This is a genomic window from Roseburia zhanii (genome assembly GCF_014287635.1).
In the GTDB taxonomy this organism is placed as follows: domain Bacteria; phylum Bacillota; class Clostridia; order Lachnospirales; family Lachnospiraceae; genus Roseburia_B; species Roseburia_B zhanii.
The window spans coordinates 657,512-679,031 of the sequence record NZ_JACOPH010000001.1 but is presented as its reverse complement, the minus strand read 5'-3'; the positions used below and the strand labels follow the sequence as shown (position 1 = coordinate 679,031).

Annotated in this window: 18 protein-coding genes; 2 read left to right on the top strand and 16 right to left on the bottom strand. The window is 41.0% G+C overall.

The genetic code is table 11. The features are described from left to right. Window positions 1-567 precede the first annotated feature (567 nt). Entirely contained in the window at window positions 568-1,494 is a 927-nt protein-coding gene (gene cas6, locus H8S17_RS03035) for a CRISPR system precrRNA processing endoribonuclease RAMP protein Cas6 (protein ID WP_186866161.1), read from the top strand. Window positions 1,495-2,278: 784 nt separating this feature from the next. Here cas6 and H8S17_RS03030 read toward each other — a convergent pair. The 13 genes from H8S17_RS03030 to H8S17_RS02970 form a co-directional block, all read right to left on the bottom strand. Next, window positions 2,279-4,930 carry a CRISPR-associated primase-polymerase type A1 gene (locus H8S17_RS03030; RefSeq protein WP_186866160.1) on the bottom strand — a complete coding sequence of 884 codons (2,652 nt, stop codon included), beginning with the start codon at window positions 4,928-4,930 and terminating at the stop codon, window positions 2,279-2,281. Between the two features lie 40 nt (window positions 4,931-4,970). Beyond that, entirely contained in the window at window positions 4,971-5,171 is a 201-nt protein-coding gene (locus H8S17_RS03025; protein WP_022473970.1) for a transposon-encoded TnpW family protein, read from the bottom strand. A 122-nt stretch (window positions 5,172-5,293) separates the two neighbouring features. Then, window positions 5,294-7,171 (bottom strand): AAA family ATPase, encoded by a 1,878-nt coding sequence (locus H8S17_RS03020; protein ID WP_186866159.1) that lies wholly within the window; start codon window positions 7,169-7,171, stop codon window positions 5,294-5,296. Window positions 7,172-7,187: 16 nt separating this feature from the next. Beyond that, window positions 7,188-8,801, bottom strand: coding sequence for a MobQ family relaxase (mobQ, locus tag H8S17_RS03015; protein ID WP_330595600.1), 1,614 nt, complete (start codon window positions 8,799-8,801; stop codon window positions 7,188-7,190). A 131-nt stretch (window positions 8,802-8,932) separates the two neighbouring features. Continuing rightward, window positions 8,933-9,229, bottom strand: coding sequence for a DUF3847 domain-containing protein (locus H8S17_RS03010; protein ID WP_186866158.1), 297 nt, complete (start codon window positions 9,227-9,229; stop codon window positions 8,933-8,935). 152 nt (window positions 9,230-9,381) lie between these two features. After that, a complete protein-coding gene (locus tag H8S17_RS03005; RefSeq protein ID WP_186866157.1) occupies window positions 9,382-10,230 on the bottom strand; it encodes a hypothetical protein in 849 nt (282 codons plus the stop codon). Then, the gene (locus tag H8S17_RS03000; protein ID WP_005922902.1) at window positions 10,227-10,787 is read right to left on the bottom strand and encodes an RNA polymerase sigma factor; all 561 of its coding nucleotides are present in this window, start codon (window positions 10,785-10,787) and stop codon (window positions 10,227-10,229) included. Before H8S17_RS03000 ends, H8S17_RS03005 begins: the two co-directional genes overlap by 4 nt. Window positions 10,788-10,871: 84 nt before the next feature. Then, entirely contained in the window at window positions 10,872-11,186 is a 315-nt protein-coding gene (locus H8S17_RS02995; RefSeq protein WP_186866156.1) for a hypothetical protein, read from the bottom strand. 170 nt (window positions 11,187-11,356) lie between these two features. Further along, window positions 11,357-11,683, bottom strand: coding sequence for a TnpV protein (locus tag H8S17_RS02990; RefSeq protein ID WP_118553049.1), 327 nt, complete (start codon window positions 11,681-11,683; stop codon window positions 11,357-11,359). Next, a complete protein-coding gene (locus tag H8S17_RS02985; RefSeq protein ID WP_118553050.1) occupies window positions 11,680-13,551 on the bottom strand; it encodes a recombinase family protein in 1,872 nt (623 codons plus the stop codon). The genes H8S17_RS02990 and H8S17_RS02985 overlap by 4 nt, the downstream gene beginning before the upstream one ends. Window positions 13,552-13,843: 292 nt before the next feature. Further along, window positions 13,844-14,122 carry a CRISPR-associated endonuclease Cas2 gene (cas2, locus tag H8S17_RS02980; RefSeq protein ID WP_186866155.1) on the bottom strand — a complete coding sequence of 93 codons (279 nt, stop codon included), beginning with the start codon at window positions 14,120-14,122 and terminating at the stop codon, window positions 13,844-13,846. Window positions 14,123-14,133: 11 nt separating this feature from the next. Further along, entirely contained in the window at window positions 14,134-15,117 is a 984-nt protein-coding gene (gene cas1, locus H8S17_RS02975; RefSeq protein ID WP_186866154.1) for a CRISPR-associated endonuclease Cas1, read from the bottom strand. Between the two features lie 18 nt (window positions 15,118-15,135). Beyond that, complete coding sequence (locus tag H8S17_RS02970; RefSeq protein ID WP_186866153.1) at window positions 15,136-16,701, bottom strand: TIGR02710 family CRISPR-associated CARF protein; 1,566 nt, start codon at window positions 16,699-16,701, stop codon at window positions 15,136-15,138. A gap of 760 nt (window positions 16,702-17,461) precedes the next feature. On the opposite strand from H8S17_RS02970, the gene H8S17_RS02965 reads away from it, so the two are divergent. Then, entirely contained in the window at window positions 17,462-18,520 is a 1,059-nt protein-coding gene (locus tag H8S17_RS02965; protein ID WP_186866152.1) for a WYL domain-containing protein, read from the top strand. Window positions 18,521-18,630: 110 nt separating this feature from the next. Here the strand turns inward: H8S17_RS02965 and H8S17_RS02960 are convergent, their stop codons facing one another. The 3 genes from H8S17_RS02960 to H8S17_RS02950 form a co-directional block, all read right to left on the bottom strand. Next, entirely contained in the window at window positions 18,631-18,906 is a 276-nt protein-coding gene (locus H8S17_RS02960) for a hypothetical protein (RefSeq protein WP_186866151.1), read from the bottom strand. A gap of 81 nt (window positions 18,907-18,987) precedes the next feature. Further along, the gene (locus H8S17_RS02955; RefSeq protein WP_186866150.1) at window positions 18,988-20,442 is read right to left on the bottom strand and encodes a hypothetical protein; all 1,455 of its coding nucleotides are present in this window, start codon (window positions 20,440-20,442) and stop codon (window positions 18,988-18,990) included. 27 nt (window positions 20,443-20,469) lie between these two features. Then, window positions 20,470-21,408, bottom strand: coding sequence for an Rpn family recombination-promoting nuclease/putative transposase (locus H8S17_RS02950; protein WP_186866149.1), 939 nt, complete (start codon window positions 21,406-21,408; stop codon window positions 20,470-20,472). Between the last annotated feature and the right edge of the window lie 112 nt (window positions 21,409-21,520).

The window sequence follows — 21,520 nt, the reverse complement described above, 5'->3', positions numbered from 1 at the left end:
CTGGAAACCCTTGATTTTACGGGGTTGTAGAAGCCAATTTTGCAAACCTATTCTTCATTTTACAGAAAATCGGTAAAAATCGACTGATTTTTTGGCTTTTTGAAAAAATCCAGTACATCGAATACATTTTATCTTACTTTCCCATATGCAGAAATGTTATAAATCATATATCCTCATTAGTATACCATACTTCAAAATTACTTGCATTATTTTTTCTGAAATATGTCAGCTATAGTTTCATATTCGCCACTCTTCCCTGATAGACCAGTAAACTGTCACTAACAGTTACTTGTTCACACCTAACAGTGGGACCAGCAACGATTACAGCCCATTTAAAATGCCTCTGCGAGGCAGGGGCTGTAATCACACAATAATTAACACTATGGCGCATAGCTTGACAGCGCAGTGTCAAGCTTGCGTCTGAACAGTAATCACTAGCATTCTATATTTACGATATAAACTTCTACTACTTGTAATTCAATTCCTTCTTATTTATAATTTATCATAACAATTTAGTATCTTTAAATTTAACATTATACATAAAAAATAAGGAAGGCAAGTAACGATATGGCTCTACAGATACATTATACAAAAACACATTTTTCACTTACCATGCTGCATAATACTACTCTATCATCCAATAAAGTTTCTGCACTTCGTGGCGGACTTGGCACAATGCTTCTTCATTCGAATTGTATCAGCGACAAACAATGTGATTCCTGCTTTTTTTCTGATGAATGTCTGGTGCAAAGAATCATGTATTCCAAATTTGATATAAAACCTGCTTACATTACAACCGGAGAAAGTGTCGGATATATTCTGGAATGCGAAAATCATAAGCGAAACTTCCAAAAAGGAGATCTCTTGGAATTTGATCTTATTCTTTTCGGAAAGTCGATTATTCATTTTAGTCAGCTTCTACAGGCACTTTTTTCTCTGGGACAATCCGGTCTGGGAGCAAATAAGGCTCATTTTTCAATATCTGACATACAAAATGAAAACGGTAAAAATATTCTATGTAATGGTAATATCATAATGTCAAATTATCAGCCACATATGCTCCAGTCCTATGTAGAGCATCGTTTAACTGAATTTCCATATGCCAATGAATTATCAAACGTATCATTAATATTTCATTCACCAACAACAATCAAATATCAAGGTAACATACAACAGTCTTTTCATATTGAAGCAATTTTAAACAGTATCGCACGTCGCATTGAAATGCTAAATTATTATGAAGGGAAACCTATTTCCGGAAAAGAACTGATCCATAATATTCCAAATGTAATAAAACAATCTTCCTATGCCGAAGAAGTTAATCGCTATTCTTCCAGACATAAAGAAAATATCAAACTTCACGGAATCACCGGTGATCTCCTGCTTTCCAATGTAGATTTTGAAACACTTTCTCTTCTTTTAGCAGGGGAACTCATACATATCGGTAAAAATACAAGTTTTGGTTTTGGTCGATATACTGTAGTACCTCAATAATGATGCATTTTCTGTTTATTTACGACTTTCAGGTCTTTTCTTCTAAAATCCTGTCAATATCATTTCTTCTAAATATCTAATGACAAGTAAATGTATGGTTTTCATTATTTTTAATGAAAGCCATATTTTTTTGTGCCATTTTCTAATGGGGTTATATCCATTTTTGCTAATATACGTGCTCATGATTGTATCATAGCTGGTTGTGGTGTCAATGTCCTATGTCGGGCGTTCTTCATTTCTACTTATTTAGAATCTTCAATTTTAAAACTTGTTAAAAAAGGTGTCAATGCCCTATATCGGGCTTTCTTCATTTCTACAGAGTATCGTGCTAAGGATGGTACTCTTAAAGAGAAAAAGTGTCAATGCCCTATATCGGGCTTTCTTCATTTCTACTATGAGCACACCTATTAAGGAGGTATATATGGAAACTGTGTCAATGCCCTATATCGGGCTTTCTTCATTTCTACCCTGACCTCTGGGAACCCTTGATTTTACGAGGCTGCCGGCATCAATTTTGTAAACCTATCTGGTGTTTTTCATAAAATCAGTAAAAATCGGCTGATTTTTTGGCTTTTTGAAAAAATTGAGTTCTTATAGCTTCTTTCTTGCAGAAATGAATTTCATTATTTACTTTTCAAAACCTAAAATCAGTATATCATACTTTCAAACCTCATGCACTATTTTTGTCAAACTTGCTTCCAATAGATTTAAATTTTATCTCCACGCCTGCACAAAACAAGCATGGAGATTTTCCTGATCAGATATTTTCGTTATCCAAAAAAATTTATATCTCTATGCTATATTCATATCCTTCTTCCACCTTTCTTCTGATCAACAATCCGATGTCAATCTCCAGACAATCCACTCCTGCCGTATCAAACAATTCATTCAATGATTCCTGCTGCTTGTCTATTGCTTTTTTAACTCCTCTTTCCTGCCTTCTTAATTCTACAAGTTTTGCAGCAATCTCAGATGCCTGCTTATGAATATTGACCTGCTTACAAATTTTATTATCATCACTTTTTGTTTTAGACTGACTAGTAGGTAAATTGATATCTTTCGGAATATCTTTCGCATTTTTCAATGCATGTAAAACGGGTGACGGATAACAATCCCTCGTTTTTACAAAACGGCAATTACATCCTACCTGTGCAGTCAACTGTTTATATTGCTCACGTAATTTATTACAGCTGATTGGCTTATCTGGAAGTTTCGATATATACCGTTGTGTCACGCTATACTGATAATTCAAAGTAAATTCCATCACTGTATGAACAAATCCTTTGCCACTTTCACCTAAATGTCCAAAAATATAAAGAATCGTCAATCTTTCCGAATGTGTCAGATATCCTGTACTTTTGGCTTTTTGATAAAGATGCCTTGCCAGACCACAATTTAACAATACCAGTTGTATCATTTCCCCATAATTCTTATACTCATCTTTATCTATAATCTCTTGTTCAGTCTTTATAGACAGTTGCTCTCCTGTATTTGCAGCAATGATTCGTTTCAGTTTTGATATAGAATATGTAACTGCATGATGTAAAATATCCTTTTGGTTTTCTAAAATCTGACCTTCACTATCAACAAACAGCGAATACTGCTCGCTGATAAAATGTTTCGCCCATGGGAGTTTTAATGCCTGTCCAAGTTTATCTCCTCTCGTACGTGTACGATTAGGGAAACACTCCACGTTAATGCCTTCACGTTCTATTGTCAGATTTTTGATCACAGCATCCTGTAATAAATTTGCATATCTTGCAGAAATCCATTCTTCTACAAAAATCCATATGTGATATCCCCGATAACCGCTAAATTCTAAAACAGCCTCTATGCCAAAGTGTGCCAGTATCTTTTTAATTGCTTTTGCTACACCCAGTGCTTTATTCATGTACTGTTGATATACTTCTCTCTGATTTCCAATCTGCAGTAATGTTTTCTTTGACAGGTCAACATCAAATACAATAAATTTTACCGTATTATTATTTCGCTGAATATAACTGGCAATCACAGCTTCTCCATGTAAATGCTGCAAAATCACATCTTCTAACAAAGGATCCTGCACCTGGTCATATACTAATTTTCCATTATAATTAACAGATGCCTTCGCATAGCAATCTTCCCGTCCTACAAAAAGTTCTATATATCGTTTTACATCTTCTTCATTCAGATGTGGTACTTTTTGCGCATACATTTCCTTTTGTACAAATAATGATATGTCTGCCTGCCCGCTGTCAGTATCATCCTGAATGGTAACATTAGAAAAATGCGACTCGCTACGCTCGGTGTAAACAGGCTTCTCTTCATGCAGCACTCTTTCATATTCTGTAATCTTTCTTGCCTTGTTATAGCATCCAATATCAGTATAAATCTGCATAATTTCAGTCAATATATTATCATCATACTTAATCATTGCCAGATGATAATACTGTAACAATTCCTTGAGATAAATGTCTGATATTTTTTGTATCTTCTCCATATCAAGATCAAGTACCTGATAATACTGTTCATATTCCTTCAATGCGATTACAGGCATTTTCATTTTGAGCCAAAAATGAACAAGATATTCTGCAATATCCTTGTGAATATTATCAAATTGAAATCTTTGATTCTGTAATGTCAATAAATTTTTTCTTGCTGTTTCAACAGGATATAATGAAATGGCAATCACATACTCATATATACTCGCCATTTCTCTTTCTTCACGGTAATACTGTTCCCAGCCACCAATGATTTCTCTGCCTTTCGATAATTTTTTCTCTATTGTTTCATTTGAATTCAACCATAAGTCTTCTAAGCGTTCCGTAAGCTGGTTTGTAGCTTTGACCGGTATCATTTTCCCTGTGTCTGAAATATGATATCCCAGGAACTCAAATCCCTCTCCTGCTTTACTGATGCTTGTCTTTGCATCTTTTATCTCTAGTTTTAAAAGGGACATCTGCATTTTTATATTTTTAAGAAGGCTCTCACAATCTACTACATTTGGACAGATACATATGATATCATCTGAATATCTGACATATGCTAAACATTGTTTTGCGAATATTTTATCAAACTCCATCATATAAATATTAGATAAAACCGGTGCAAGCAGGGAACCTTGATAAATCCCATCTTTTCTTTCGTGAAGTTCACCTTCTGCGTTCACATACCTCATACTAAGACATGTTTTTAACAAGTATAAAAATTTTTCATCTGAAATTTTTTCTTTCAATTTTTCAATCAGGATTTCTCTGTCAATACAATCAAAGAAATGTCTGATATCTGTCTTGAGCACTCCATATTCTGTATGTTCTTCTACTTGCCCTGTTATATATTCTAATGCTGATAAAGCAGATTTTCCGGGGCGATATGCATATGCATTTGGTGACAATAACGGCTCGTAAATCTGACTGATCTCCTGAACGATCATCTGCTGAACAACTTTATCACGCATACAAAGTATTGTAACATCTGATACGTTTTGTCAAGGGTGTTTAAGAACTTTTTTCGCTGTCATTCAAAATCAGACGCTTGATTTTGTCGCTCATGGTTTCTTTGCTCGTTTCACTGAAATGGATTTTGACGCGGTAGGTGGTCTTTCCGATTTTCTTTATCATTACAGGTGGCGCGGCTTCCTTTACGGTCAGAGGGGAAGCGGTTGCGGGGGTGCTGCGGTTGCTGGTGTCGTTGTTCATAGGCTCTCCTTTCCATGAGAAAAGCCCCATGCGGTCATACATGGGGCGGTGGTTTTGAGGTTGAAGTGGCGAAGTGGCAAAGTGGCAAGGTATCTGGGTTTTGCCACTTGGATTTTGCCGTTTCACTTTTTAAGAGCGTGATACCATGCCGCGCCAATGCGCTTTGAGGTAATGCGCCCGTCAAGGTTTTTCTTTGCCGCCCGGACAGTACGGGCAGAAATCCCCGCGTCGGCTGCGGCTTTCTCTATGTCCTCGCTGGCAAGCTCTTTTCCGTCTGCCAGTAGGTCAAGTATCAGCTTTTCAGCCTGTTCGGTTTTTGTGGCGTTGTTGCCGCCCGCGCCGGACAGCAGCTCGTCGGCAGTTATATCATATTCGCCTATCCACTCAAAGCCTGTTTCCGGGTCAAGGCAAAAGGCAACGGGCTTTCCCTCCGGCGCAAGGGAAGATTTGTCGTGAATGATAACGCGCACATTCGGCTCACGCTTCACGCGCCCGATTAAAAGGACGCTCCTTGCTGCGGCTCTAAAGTCGATAGAACCTAAGCCCCTGTATGCGCTCTGTCCTCCGGCAGCTTTGTTGAGATGTCCGATAAGGATAACGGCGCACCCGGTACGCTCGGCAACATCAGCAAGGCGGCGGAACATGGGGCGCACTTCGTTTGCCTGGTTCATGTCGGTCTTTTCGCCCATGTACGCCTGTATGGGGTCAAGGATAATCAGCCGCGCCCCGTTCTGCGTAATTGCTTTCTCTATGCGCTCATCGGAGAGGGTAAGCTCCCGCTTGGCTTCATCAATCACAAGCACGCGGTCAAGGTCGGCTTCTGCTTCTATCAAACGGGGCTTAACGGTATCGCCCAAACCGTCCTCGGCAGTCTGGTAAATCACTTGAAATGGCGGCAAGGGTTTCATTCCCGGCAGCGTTCCCCCGGTGGTGCAGGCGGCAGCAAGGCGTAGGGCAAATGTGGTCTTGCCCTCGCCGGGATTGCCTTGCACAATGGTTACTTTCCCAAAGGGAATATACGGCTCCCATAGCCATTCAACGGTCTGTGTGTCAACCTCGCTCATGCGGATAATCTCAACGGTTTCTTCCTGGGTTGGCTCTTTCAAGCCGTAAATCGCTTCCCGGATATACTTCCCGTCCGCGATTTCTGCCCGGTGCTGCAATACCTCGTTCCAGTCCTTGTAAAGCGGCACAAGGCGGTGGACGGTCAAGCCCTCCGGCACAAGCTCCGCAAGGCGGCTGCAAGCATCGCTTCCGGCGTTGTCGTTGTCAAGGCAGAGGTAAACGGTCTTGATGTTCGGGCGGTCAGAGAGAAAGCGGAGCAGGGCTTTTTCGCCCACGCCGCCCAATGACAGGTAGCTTTGCTTCTGCCAATCCTTTTTGAACAGGCAGAGAAAAGAGAGCAGGTCAACGGGGGCTTCAAAGACAAACAATCTTTCGCCCTCGCCTCGGTAGCAGAAGTTAAAGGCTTTGTCGCTGCCTTTCACATCAAGCCGGAAGCTGCCCGTTGTTCCGCGCTGGTGGGCGTACCTCGGTATGCCGTTTTCATCTCTGCCGACAAATACGGCGTTATGGTGGGCGACTTCCTCGTAAATATCGCCGCTGGCAAAGAAAAAGCCCGTCACATCTTCATCAATGCGGCGGGCTGCTGTGAGGTAGTTCCTCGCTATGCGGTTGTCGGTGCTGCGGGGCGGCAGTCGGAAGTCAGAAATGGGCGCGGGGCTTGGTCTGTCCAGCGGCGGGGCTGCGCCTTTTTCTCCTGTCAGCATTTCAACGGCTTCGGTGAAGCTCTTGCCGAAAAACTCCATGACAAAATCAATGGGTGCGCCGCCCTTGCTCTGGCTGTGGCGATACCATTTGTTTTCCCGGACGGTCAGGCTGTCGTGCCGCTTCCAGCGGTATTCCTGTCCGGCGCGGATAAGCTGCTCGCCCTGTCCTTGCAGAAAAGAAGCAAGGTCGGCTTGGTTGGCGCGGTCTATCTGTTCTTGGGTGTAATACATAAAAGTTCAACTCCTTTCAGCGGTCTAATTCGTGCCGCTTGGTGTGGGTCTGCGCCTGCTCCGGTTGGTCGGCGCGGAGTGCAATATCCACGCATTTGCGGATTTTTTGAAGCTCTGAAACATTGGTGCGGGTATCTTTCAGTTTGGTATAATCGCTGTCCCTCTGTGTTTTGAGGTCAGCATATTCCTGTTCCCATTCCGCAATAGGCAAGGTCTTTGTTCCTTTCGGCAGATTTGCATGGAGATAGCGGCTTGCTGCGTTCCATAGGGTCAGCTCGGCGCGGTGGGCTTCCTCGTACTTGTCGCGCTTGTTTGTCCAGCCGTTTTGCAGCTTTTTCAGCTCATCGTGAATGGGCTTGTACTCTGTATAGTTCTTCCCGTATTCAATTAGCTTTTGCAGCTTCTTCATGCGTTCCTCGGCGGTTTTCATTCCCTCCCGGATTGAATAGGCTCTATCACTGACAGAGGAAAGAGAAGCGTCCAGCTCGTCAAGATTAGAGATACCATGCTCGGAAAGATAGTTGACCGCTGCCGCTATGGTTTTCAGTTCATCGGCTGTGTGCTGTTGTTGCCAACTCTGCGAATACTTCCGGCTCTTTTCTCTCTGAACGCTCAAATACTTCATCAACAGATTTGCAAGGTTGGGAGATTGCGGCGGCTGTTCTGGGGCGGTTTCCCGCGCTTTGAACAGGTCGGCAATCCATTCCTTGAGCTTGCTAATCTGCGCCCGGATTTCCCGGATAAGGCGGTTTGTCTTTTGAATACTGCGGTTCAGTTCGCCTTTCTCGGTGGCGATACCTTTCTTCTCCATCTGGCAAGCCGCCACGCCCATGTGGACGGTGGGTATTTCGTCTATGCCGCGCTCGGCGTTGCTGCGGTGGTCGATACGCTCCGGGCTTCCGTTCCTCTCCAAAAAGTCGTTGGTATAGTCAGCCCATGCCCTGCGCCACAAGAGGGTGTTGTCCTTGTCGTTCCAGCCTGTAAGGTCAACTTTGTGGGTTTTGTATCTGCCGCTTGGCAAGCGGATACGCTCGCCGTTCTCGTCAAGGTCATATTCCTTTTTGGATTTCGCTGCCCATGTGCCGCGCTCGTCAAGGGGGCGCATAGTCAGCATGATATGACAATGGGGGTTGCCGCTGTCGGTGTCGTGAATGGCATAATCAACGCACATTCCTCTGGAAACAAATTGAGAGGAACAGTATTCCCGGACAAGCCGGATCTGTTCCTCTCTGGATAATTCTATGGGGAGTGCCGCGTCAATCTCTCTGGCAAGCTGGGCGTTCCCGGCTTTCTCGTAAAGCTCCACGCTGTTCCACAAGGTTGAACGGTCAGAGAAAGAGGGCGGGGCATGGAGCGGCAGCATGATTTCTGTATGGACAACACCGCCTTTGCGGGTGTAGTCGTGGGTCATTCCGTCCCATTCGTTTGTCAGCTTTTCGCCGCTTCGGTAGGCGGCAGCGGCAACGGCTGATTTGCCTTTCCCCCGGCTCACAATGCCGATGTTCCAATGGTAAATGGCTATGGGTATCACCTCCCGGATAGGATAATAAAACCCGCAAAAATGGTACAGACGCCAACGGCGGGTGTACTGTTTTTGTGGGTGTGCAGGGATAGCCGCGAAGCGGCGCAAGGGGTGCAGCCCCTTGTTGCGGCAAAGCCGCCATATCGGAGCGCGGGGAACTCTCCCTGTGCGGAGATAAGCCCTCGGCAGAGCGCACACGCCCGCAAGGGTGTATAAGTGCGCCCTTTGTTCCAAAGGGATTATTCTGTGTTCCCGTCCTCGGCTCGTTTTTTCAAAAACTCCTGTGCTGGCTCGCTCGTCAGGGCAAGCCGGAAAAAGGTCTGCGCATCCTCGTCCGGCATGGCAATAAGCTCCGGCACAAGGCTTTCCATGAAGCCGCCGCGCTTGCAAAGCCTGTGGTTTCTCGCCTTGCGTTCCTCGACGGATAGCTTCTGCTTGATGATTTTCTCCCGGTTCTCAAGCTGCCGGATTTTCTTCTTTCCGTCCTCAATCTCGGCTTGCAGCTCCTCACGGGTTTTCTCTCTTGGCTTTGTCATGGTTGGGCGCTCCTTTCTGCTCATAAGCATAGAAAAAGGACAGTCGATTTTCTCGGCTGCCCTTGTAAAATAGAAAACTTATTTACTTTGCAAGAAGGTTTTGTTCGGATACTTTTTCATCAGAAGTATGGCTTGTTTGGGCGTGGGACATATCAGTCTGAGTTTCCGTCAAAGTCTGTGTTATGATAGTGTTCATATAACCAGTATTTTCCCTCAAACTCAACGACAATGTTATCGCCGTACTGATAAACCGCAGCCCCTACAATATCATCATTTGCTTGGAAATTTTCTTTTGGTTCTTCCGAAGAACTAACTGTGCTTTCGATTTTTCCTAACAAATTGAAAGAACTTTTTTCATCTGCGAAGTTGGGTTGAGAGTCAACGATTTGATAAAGCGTATCATTTACATAGACCATAGGAGCAATATCTCCAGAAATGGGAACCAATGCCTTTAGCAAATCTTCTCCTGTTACACCTAATTGTGCTTCATCGCTTGCAAAAGGAATACGCAGCAGGTATTGTTGGTCTACTTCGTAAAGATATATATAAATGCCTGAGCCAACATCTTGTGTGTCACCTAAAAGAGAAAGAACATCTTCTCTTGTCATGGTCGGTGTTAGTTCTTTAATTTGCTCAGATGTTACCTGCGTCGGTGTATCGAGCGGTTTTTTGTTTTCTGGTATTAGACTAAGGATTTCTTCAGTCAACGGGTTACTTTCTCCTGCGTCAATCGTTTTTGCAGCTTCTTTTATTTCTTTATGAGAATAGTCGCTCAAATCTTCAACAGCAATGCCGAGAGAATTGAGATAATCAACCGCTGCATTATATTGAATTATATCAACGGCAAATGCGGTCAATGGTATCATCAAGCACAAGCAAGCTGCAATAGCCCCCCACTTTACCCAAATGGGCTTTTTGGCTTTCTTCTTGTAGTTGAGAGCTTCATTGACATATTTTGTGTCAAGCTCGCTCATAGCGTCGGAAAACTTCTTTGCATTCATACGAATACCTCTCTTTCAATCAAATATTGCTTCATCTTCTCGCGGATACGGGTCAGCCGGACAGAAATGTTTTTTTCTGAAAGCCCCATAAACTCGGCTATGTCCTTATAGCTGTCGGAAAACCAATAGCGGCGCATGAAAATAACGCGGTTTTCGGTAGTCAGCGTGTCTAAAAATGCTTCAATGATACGGGCTAACTCTTTGGCTTCGATTTCTGCTTCTACTGTATTCGGGGCTGCTATACAGGCTTCAATTTCTTCCAAAGCAATCGTGTAATGGCTGCTCCGTTTGGCTGCCTCCTTTCTCCAATAGATTTTGAGTGAAATGTTCCGAACGATTTTAACAAGATAAGATAGCAGCGGGTTAGGTCGTGCCGGGGGAATGGCGTTCCATGCGCCTAAATAAGCGTCGTTTACACATTCCTCCGCGTCTTGTCTGCTGCCTACGATATGGTAGGAAAGATTGTGGCAGACCTTTCCGTATTTTATATCCAGCTCTCGTATGCCTTGTTCTGAACGTCCAAAAAACATTTCTATGATTTTTTCGTCGTCTATCATCTCACCGCCTCCTTTCGGGCTTCACCTATGTACTACGGTTTCAGCGGCAAATACTACATCTAATCCGAAACTTTTTCAAAAAAATTATAGCACATCTTTTTGAATAGGGTGTGTCAAGTTGCCGGAATGTTTCTTTGCCGCTTCGCTTGCCGCCCTGCGGCGTTCCTTGTTGTATGGGGCGGTCAGACGGAAAGAGAACCGCCCCTTGCGGATTTCAAACTCCATGCAGCCAGTGTCCGGGTCTGCGTCAGTCTGGCGGCACTGGTCGGGGTGCTGTCCGGCGTAGGCGGCAAGCCGCTTCTTTAAGTCGGTGTTGTGGGTGCGGATATAGATCAGCGGGTCTTTCTCGTCAAACCATATATCGGTGGTCTTTTCCTGCTTTGTCAGCCCTGTTCTCATAAACTCTCCTTTCTGCGCCCCTGTTACGCAATAGGGGCATTTTTCGGGTGTTTTTCCCGGCTCTTGACTTGGGGAAAATGAGGATTTTCAAATAGAAACCGCCCGGACGGGGAGTGTATCGTCAGGGCGGCTGTTATCGCAAGATTTCTGTTTTTTCCGGCTCTTGACTGTCAAGCATAGATTAGCTCATATTTTACGATTTCTTCTGCCTGTGCCTTGCAAGCGTTCATCAGCCCTACCCACTTCATAGGCGCGGCGGCTTTCAATTCCTCGGTGGCTCCCGCGCTCTTGGCAAGCTCCGGCATGATAAGGTCAATCAGGCTCCGCGCGGCTGCGTCAATCTCCGCACAATGCTCATACAGTTTTTCACTGGCAACAAGGGCGGTGTAGAGATCGGGGCGGTAGCCCTCAAGATAGGCTTTCCGCAAGTGTCCATAATGCCCGATATAGGGCGGTCTGGCGGGTGAAGTAGTACCGTTGTCAATCAATCTTCTCATGCGCTCTTTTCTCCTTTCTCGTCTGCGACAGGGGGAAGTTTATGGGGCTTTTGCTCCTGCTCCCGTTCCCACTGTTCTCTCCATTGTCTGCGTTTTTTCTCCATATATCGGCGGTTGTATTCGGCTTTTTTTGCTCTGCGCCGTTCCTGCTCTGCCAATGCCGCTTTTTCTTCCTCTGTCAGTACGATTTCCTCATGGGGGATTTCTACCTTGCCGACAAAGTTAAAGAAAATCTCAACCTCCTGTGTGCGGCTCGCCCCTTTTCCCTCGGCTTGGTGGACAAGGATTTTTTCAACAAATTCATTTATCATGGCGGGGGTAAGCTCGGAAAAATCCGTATATTTTTTGACAAGGGCAAGGAATTTTTCAGCGTTGACGGTTTCCCGGCTTATACGGTCAAGCTCCTGCTCGTCTTGGGTAACGCTCTCGGTTAAACTCTCTAACTCCGCTTCAAAATCATGCAGCATTTGTTCAAAGAGCTTATCAGAAAGTCTGCCGTTTACATTGTCCTCATAGAGCTTGCGGATTAAGCGGCTCAATTCGTCGGCTCGTTTCTCGCTGCGCTGTTTTCTCTGCCGGATTGCCTTTGCCGCTTTCACCTGCCGCTCGCTGGAAGCAGAGCAGACCTGCTCCATAAATGCCGCTTCATTGTTCAGCGCGTAGTCGCATACTTCCTTGATAGCTTCAAGCAGAAGCTCATTTACAACGGCTGTGCGGATAAGGTGCGTCGTGCAGTATCTATTATAGTGCTGGTTGCCTAAATCATAACGGGAACAGTTGTACTCGTCGCGTTCTGGACGCTTCCTGCCGTTGGGTCGCCCCGCCCAGTCCCGCGCCAGTCCAGCCCCGCCCCTGTGGTTATACATCTTAGCCCCGCAATCCGCGCAAAACATCAAGCCCGTTAAAGGATTTGCCGCGCCTATGGTGTCCGTCCGGCGTATCGTTTTCCGCAAGCTCTGGACGCGCTCCCATGTTTCCTTGTCAATAATAGCTTCCTGCGTATTTTCAAAAATGACTAAATCCTCTTTGGGTGTCATTCTGGAGCGTTTGTCTTTGTAGCTTTCTTTATAGGTGCGGAAGTTTACTGTATGCCCCATATACTCCGGCTTGGATAGAATATCGGCAACTGTGCCGCCACGCCATGTGTACCGTTCAGCGGGGTTAAAATTAGACTGATGTTTCCCCACGCCGCGCTGTGCAAGATAATAGGACGGTCTTTCAACCTTTTCCAAAGCAAGGATACGGGCAATTTCATACGGGCCTTTGCTCTCCAACGCCATACGGTAAATCCGGCGTACTACCTCGGCGGCTTCCTCGTCGATAATCCAGTGGTCTTTGTCATTAGGGTCTTTCTTATAGCCATAAATACAATGGCTGTTTGTATGCTTGCCGGACATTCCTCTTGCGTGGAGAACGCTTGTTATTTTTCGGCTGCTATCACGCACATACCATTCGTTCATAATATTCAAAAACGGGGCAAACTCGCTGCTTTCGCGCTTGTCGCTGTCAACTCCGTTTGCTATGGCAATAAAACGGACGCCCCGCTCCTTGAACATGACTTCTGTGTAAAATCCCACTTGCAGATAATCTCTGCCGACACGACTTAAATCCTTTACCAGTACATAGCCGATTTCGCCGCTTTCAATTCCCGCAATCATGCGTTTCCAGTTCGGACGCTCGAAGTTTGCCCCAGACCAGCCGTCATCGGTAAAGTGGACGCAATTCGTAAAGCCATGTTCCCTTGCATAATCTTCAAGCAGTTTCTTTTGATTGATTATGCTGTTGCTGTCGCCTGTGAGGTCGTCGTCGCGGCTCAACCGCTCATATAATGCGGTTATCTTGCCTTTATCAGTTTTCCTTGCTTTCATTATGATTTCTCCTTTCTATGGGCGATTTCTTATCCCCCTTTCATAGCATATAACTTCACGCTCCTTGTTTTCCTGCGTAATTGTTACCATTTTTGCTGGTTTTGTATTATATCGCTGTTCCTGTAATTCAATCGCCAATTGCTTTAAATAAACTTTTTTATTACTTTCAAACTCCTCAACTGTAACATGATCTACCCCGCAGAAGAATGATTTTTGCGTACTTTATTCCACGCCTGATAAAGTGTTTTCATTTCACATAGTGTGCCGTACAACTCCATAAAATCTACCTCCTTTAAAGAACAATAACTGCTGCATCATTGATTTCTAAATACTCCCGTTTACGACCTATGACTACTTTCTTTTTCTCACAATTAGAACAAATGGAATAAAAATAAATACTGTCCGTTTCTGCATCAATATCAACTGCTAATAATTCATGGTACATTTTTGTAAAATCTGATCTGGCCAAAATGCTTTCAAACACACTGTATTGCACTCTTTTTCCATATCCTTCTAATATTTTAGAAATTTTTCTTCGTTTTCTATCATTGACAACATCGTAACTAATCACATAAAATGTTTTCATCCATCATACCTAAAATGAGTGTACATTGTTCCCTCCTGCAATCCTTTCTTTAGTTTTGCTACCTGCTGTTTCATTAAAATGCGAAAACTTTTACCATTGATACATGGTGCATTCATATATTTTTCGTATTCCTGACAAAATTTTTTAAATCCATCTTCTGTCAGATGAATTCCCTCAGGTTCCACATCTACAAAATCACTCTGTGATAAAATTTTTAAGTTAAACAGTCTGATCACCAGCCAGTCCACAATCGGCTGCCGCCATTCTTCAATCATATCTAATGCTAAAGATTTTCTTCCATACCGGATTCCATGTAAAAAACCTAAATATGTTTCAAACGATTCGCTGTCAAGTAACGTACACATATCTTTTGTAAGGAATGTATAGGCAAGACTTAGGATCGCATTCACCGGATCTTTCGGTGGACGACGGTTTCTGTTTTCGAATATAATCTCGCACTTTAACATATGTTTAAAACAACCAAAGTAAATATTTCTGCTAAGTCCTTCTATTCCCATAATTTCATTATCTGTTTGCTTTTGAGATAGTGACTGTGCTAGTTTCATCATCTGTGCAAGATCATGCTTAGGATCATATGCATCCTTATCAAAACGGTATTTTTTTATTACTGCTATCTGATTATAAATTTTGTTTTCAACGATCACTCTTGCAAATGCAAGCCTTTTATCAAGATTCTGATAATATTCATATTGCGAAAAACGAAGAAAAATATTTTTTGATGTTTCCGAACAGGTATGCCCTAAATATCTGCCATTGTATGAAAAATAACTGACATCTATTCCATCTTCTAATAAACGATGAAGTAATTGTGTTGTAATCTGTATTTTTCCAAAACATACTACATTATCAAGATTTAACAATGGATATTCTAAAAGCTGCTGAGTTCCTTTTGTTACAACTAACCTGCCACCACGCAACTGTAGGTATGCCCCTTGTTCTTTTATATAGATAACTGACATAATTCACCTTCTCTCATATTACCCTTGAATAGTTTTTACTCCCAAAGAACAGTATTTTGAATTGGTCGGATCTAAAAAAGCAACCTTATCCTGCCATTTGTTATACTCTATGCCTTCTAGTACACACATTTTTTCAAAAAGATCCTCTACAAAATTTTTAAATTTCAAATAATCCTGATATGAAACCGGGGCATATCCATGTGCAAAAATACTATTATTCCGAAGATATACGACCGAACGCAGCCTTTTACACTGATCTGATGCTTTTCGATTACCTTCCTTCATAATTTCATCCCCTAAAACAGATAAATGTAAAAATCCATCCAACAAAGAAATCTGTTCTGGAAGATAACTACTATTGCATTTACCAAATACCTCAATTTTTAGTTCTTTCATTTGCTCCTTATACAGACAAAAACGTTCTTCCCTGCCATATTCACGATACTCAGGTGTCTGATTGTAGTCATATACAATTTCCCTAAAATTCGCAGATGAAACATTTAATCCATACTTTGCCAAACGCCGCTGTTCAATCATTTCTAACAGTCTGTAATAAAGCAGTGTCGCAGAATCATACTTTTCCTGTTTTTCCCTGATATTCGCATTCTCATGCATTGTAAACATCAATGGGATCATATATTCAAGATTGCTCACTATACTCATCTGGTCTTTCTTTTTAAGCATATCTTTCATCATTGCCAAATGCATCAAGACATCTTCCTGCTCTTTTAATGGATGATAAAAATCAGCCATGATCAACTTCTGATTTGCCTGCATATCCCGTTTTAAATGTGCGGTTAATTTCTGCATCTGCTCATATGCCTCTTCAAATTCTAATGCATCCCAATGTTCATAGGATTCTGCTAAAAAGCAAACTAATTCCAGTTCCTGACGCACAACCGGATCAGGGATCTTATCAAGCAGTTTTTGCAATTTTTCTTTTGCTCCAACGTAGTTATACTGCTGAAACAGCTGCAATGCTTTTTCTATTTCAAGATCTCCAAAGACTTCATATGGATTACTAATGTAATACAATGTTTCAGATCCCGGATCCGGCTTTCTAAAATCTGTCAGATACTTTGTAGTACCCATATAAATAAGTTGAATATCTATGACTGCACCTGCCATTGCTGCTGCCGCTGACATTGCTTTTGTACCGCCGGTTATATCAATGTACATTGGTGCCTCTGATGACCATTTCAAATATGCTTTTTTTATTTCCTTATAGATGTCTAATGGATCGACTTCATTCACTTGTGCCTTTTGGAAATCTGAACTAGATAAAGCACAGAATTCTACCACTTGATCTATGGTCTTTTCTGTTTTTTCCGTATACAAAAATAATATTTTTGCCGGATGAAACAAGGAAAGGTTTAAAACTAATGGCTCATAGGATGTACCAACTGACAATATCATTACATCCACTTGCTCATATACCTTATCTTTGTTATTTTTGATAAATTCTTTAGTAATCAGATCCATTAGTTCTTCTGCATAATAAGCCTCGGCAATTTCTCTCTGTTTTAATGTTGCTCTTTCTAAACTTTTCCACTGTTCTGCTTTTTTCATTAGGTTTCGATTCATATTTTTTCTCCTTCTCTTGTGACAATTTACAGTGACAAATCTCTACCCTCCTTTCCTGTGAAAATATAAAAAAAAGCTTAGTTCTAATCACTATGATGTAATTAAAGCTAAGCTTTTCTTGCGATATTTAATTTTACAGATAGATATATGGTATTTCTACGAAATTTATTGTATGTACAGCAAAATGCTGAGTCGGGCTTCTTCCATTTCTACACAGTTATGCAAACGCAAATTATACAGAAGTCTTAAAGTGTCAATGCCCTGAATCGGGCTTCTTCCATTTCTACAAAATTCTTCGATCTTTGCTCTGCTCATGCAGAGTTGTGTCAATGCCCTGAATCGGGCTTCTTCCATTTCTACTTAAAACCTGCGTAAAAGAATTTATTGAAGGATTCATGTGTCAATGCCCTACAGCGGGCTTCTTCCATTTCTACCCTGACCTCTGGAACCCCTTGATTTTACGGGGCTGTAGAAGCCAATTTTGCAAACCTATTTCCGTTTCTGTCAAAAAAAGGGTAAAAATGACTATTTTTTTGGTTTTTAGAAAAAATTCTCTTTTCACATCTGTTATTTATCACCTATCGAAATGGCTTTATTTTTTATTGAAACATCTTTACTATAACACATTTTTCTACCATCTGCATTATTATTCTTCCTTTTTTCTAATATTTGTTGTACTATCGTAATTATAGAATACAACATGATCATGTATTTTCTTCATAGTACAAACTGAATATATAATAACATTAGGAGAATTTCTATGGGATTTATTGATGAAAACGGATATCCTTTAATTAACGACGAACAAAAAATAAGAATTACACTTAGTGACAGAGCCTCTATAATAATTTCTGAAGATATGAATATATTTGGAATATCAAAGACAGCTTCCTTTATCAATACCGTATTTCATAATTTCAAATTAAATGCCAAATCTTCTGTTTCACTTTATTTAATGCAATATAAATTAGAGTTAGAACAACTATTCTCCAACTCTCCATTAGATTCCCAAAATCAAAAGCTTGCCATTGAACAGCTATTATCTGCTGAAAAACAAAAAATCCTTACCCAAATTTCTAAATTTAATTCAAAAAAGGGTACCGGTAAGCTTTACCATATAAATGACGATAACATTACCTATCTATTAGAAAACTGCGATGAAAATCTATACTATAAGCGTCCCGGACTCTATATTCGCTCCATACTAGAAGAATACTGTTCTTTACCATTTATAGAACGTGAAAGAATTTACCGGAAAGAGATTTACGATATTGTAGAATGTGCATGTAAAGAACAGCGGGTTTTAAAAATCAAAGCAAATTATATGGGAAAACTCCAGACCTTTTATGTTTATCCATATAAAATTGTTACAGATCCGCTTCACACACAATCCTATTTAGTCTGTTATTCAAGGAAATCCGAAGAATCAGAACAAGACAAAATAATTGCATCTTTTTCTATGACAAGAATGCAATTTCCAACTATGCTAATAAAAACCTTCCACTTAAATAAACAAGAAATAGCTCATCTTGATTTTCATATTGCCAGCTATTCCCCTGCCTATCTGATTGGAAAGCCAGAACTTATAAAAGTAAAATTATCAGAAAAAGGGAAACAATCCTACCGCACAAGACTTTATTCTCGTCCTGAAAAAATCCAATCTCTTTCCTCTGATAATATTTACGTGTTTGATTGTACACATCATCAGATTATAAATTATTTTTTACCATTTGGTGCAGACGCAGAAATCATAAGTCCTCAAAATTTAAGAAATCTTTTTAAAGAGAAACTATCCAAGGCTCTCACCAATTATCAATAATCCCGGTAAATTTAGATTATCATTTACCTGTCAGGTGGTAAAATCTAAACATATATGTAGTATCCCCCTCTTTAAAATAAGTATAACCTGATATGATGCAAAAATAAGACTTAGTGATTATTCTGTTGAAATTGTAAGAGAAATTCTTCTGCGTTTTTGCATACAACGGCAGTTTCAAGCATTTTTTGAAGCAAGACCAGATCTTTGGCGTTCTCAATTAACTGCCTGATTGGCTCAGTAATCATATTTCTGAGATGTAAGACATTGAGTACGCTTGCTGCAATTCCAGCTGCCTCTCCTTCTGCTTTTCCCTCTGCAATTCCCTCTGCTTTTCCTTCTGCTTTTCCTGCCTGAAATTCTTCCTGCAGCAGTTCTTCGATCATCATAAAACGTTCCTCCAATTGACGGCTGTTCTTCGTGTCATCTACGCTTTTTTGCAGCTGTCTGACATAAGAATCTCCATAATCCTACATCATAATCTTATTGATCAATGCAGCATTATTATTCCCTGCCCGATTATTACTTGGTGTTTTTCCAACGGTAACCATATATCGTGGATCATTGTTATATGTAAGTTTATAGTGTTTCCCATCTTCTGAAATGGTAATTCCAAGTTCCATCAATTCCTGTTTGATCGCACCACTTAAATTTTTATATCCTTTAAAAATGGCTTTTACTTTTTGCTTACGCTTTTCACTTAGATGCTGATATTGATTGTTTTCTATAATATCAGATAAAATATCTGCCCGCCGCGTTTTACTTTCTGTATTTGAAAACGCCTCTTCTAAGATACTAAGTATCATATCCTGAATTTCATCCGGATAAAAATCCTCTTCATTTCCCTGATATAAGATTGGCAATGCCTTTGTTGAATTCATCTTTGCACGCATCACACTATTCTCAATCATAAGTGTTTCGTTTGTCCTTGTAAGTTCTTCCAACTTCTGCTGCATCTTTTTTAAATCTTCATCAAATTCATTATATACCTGATCAACTTCCTTTTTTGCACTTTGACGTGCACTTTCTGCCTCCTGATATTTTGCAATCTGCCGATCTAAATTAAGATTCAAAACAGCATTATTTACGCCCTGCCATGTATATAAAATATCCATACTTTGTGCATTCCAATACTGTATAACATTCGTGATTATCTTTTCTAAGCGAATATTACTATCACCATTTGCACTTCGATATAGAAAACGTTTTCTTGACATACTTTCCGCAGGAAAATAAATTCGCACTGCTCCAAATTCCTCTTTTGTTTCCTTACAAATATTACTGCACATTCTGCAGTTTTCCTTATCTTTTTCCACCAGAATATGCGCTGCACCTTTCAATCTTGAAGCCAGCCAGTCTGTATCAACGACCTCTTTATCATCAGAAGTTTTTGATACATAAATCACCGGTAACTGATACTTTTCCGTATGTTCTACCACATCCGCAATTACTACAGACTGCTCGTCTGAAATAAATATTGGTGATCGTAAAACCGGCAGATTATAATCGTCTGCTAAATATCTGCCTTCAATCAATAACGTAATAAAATGCGGTGTCGAAAACTTTCCATTCATTACCAACGCTTCTTCTTTATATGTACGATCCAGACGAATTGCAATCTGTTGTTTTTCAAAATTGATAACATAATCTGTATCCCAGATAACTGCATCGCCTGTAACTTTCTCATGGCGTACTGCCATAATCTGTTTATCAGGGTAATCCACAAATTCCAATGAAAGTCTGTCATTTCCATATTTTATATTGTACTCACCATTCCAATTAATATCCGGCACACCATTCCAATTAATGTCCGGCACACAATTTTCCTTATATTTACTTGTCCTGTTCCATTCTAAAACCAATTTGACAAATGCATCTTTTGTTAAAGAAGCATTCGTTTTTAAAATTATTGAAAATAAGATCATCTGTGGTATCCCTCTTAAATATATAATTTAATGATTATCTTTTTGAAATTGTAAGAGAAATTCTTCTGTGTTTTTGCATACAACGGCAGTTTCAAGCATTTTTTGAAGCAAGCCCAGATTTTTGGTATTCTCAACTAACTGCCTGATTGGCTCAGTAATCATATTTCTGAGATGTAAGACATGGAGTACGCTTGCTGCAATTCCAGCTGCCTCTCCCTCTGCAATTCCTTCTGCTTTTCCTGCTGCTTTTCCCTCTGCAATTCCTTCTGCTTTTCCCTCTGCCTTTCCTTCTGCTTTTCCTGCCTGAAATTCTTCCTGCATCAATTCTTCAATCATCATAAAACGTTCCTCCAGTTGACGGCTGTTCTTCGTGTCATCTACGCTTTTTTGCAGCTGTCTGACATAAGAATCTCCATAATCCTTTGGATGCACCGTTTCTTCCCCGATATAATCCAATAATTGGACTAACTCTTCCGGCACATCTGATCTGTTCGTTCCCTTTGTACTTAAGAATATCGTATGACGACCATTCTGTAAAGGTCTGTTGGTTTCTTTACAGATTTCCTCAAAGGTATAACGATACCGGTCATCTCCAAACGGATCAAAATCACATACGAAAATAACATAGGCTTCGGGTAATGTTTCATAGCCTTCTGACGGCTGCAATTCATTCATATCAATTTGATCGTGATAATAGCGTGTTCTGCGCGGCAGATTATTCTTCGGCTGGATCTGCATTTCGATATTAAATGCTTTTGAATTTCCTTTTGCATAGACATCCAGACGTATCCCATGATAATCCGGATGATAGATAAGACTTTTCTCTTTGTCTACAACGACATGATCGATTGTAATGCCGATTGCACGTTCTAAAAATCCCTTGCAATTCGCTTCATCCATCATGACCGCTGTAAACATAAAATTATCTTTGATCGTAAGTTGTTGTAATGTTCTTCTTTCCCCCATACTTTGATTCCTCCGTTTGAGGGATACCACCTATTTAACTTATCACAGAAAAATGTCCTATGCAATTGATGTCTGGAAGATTTAATAGAATTTTTATTGATTTCTGAAATTC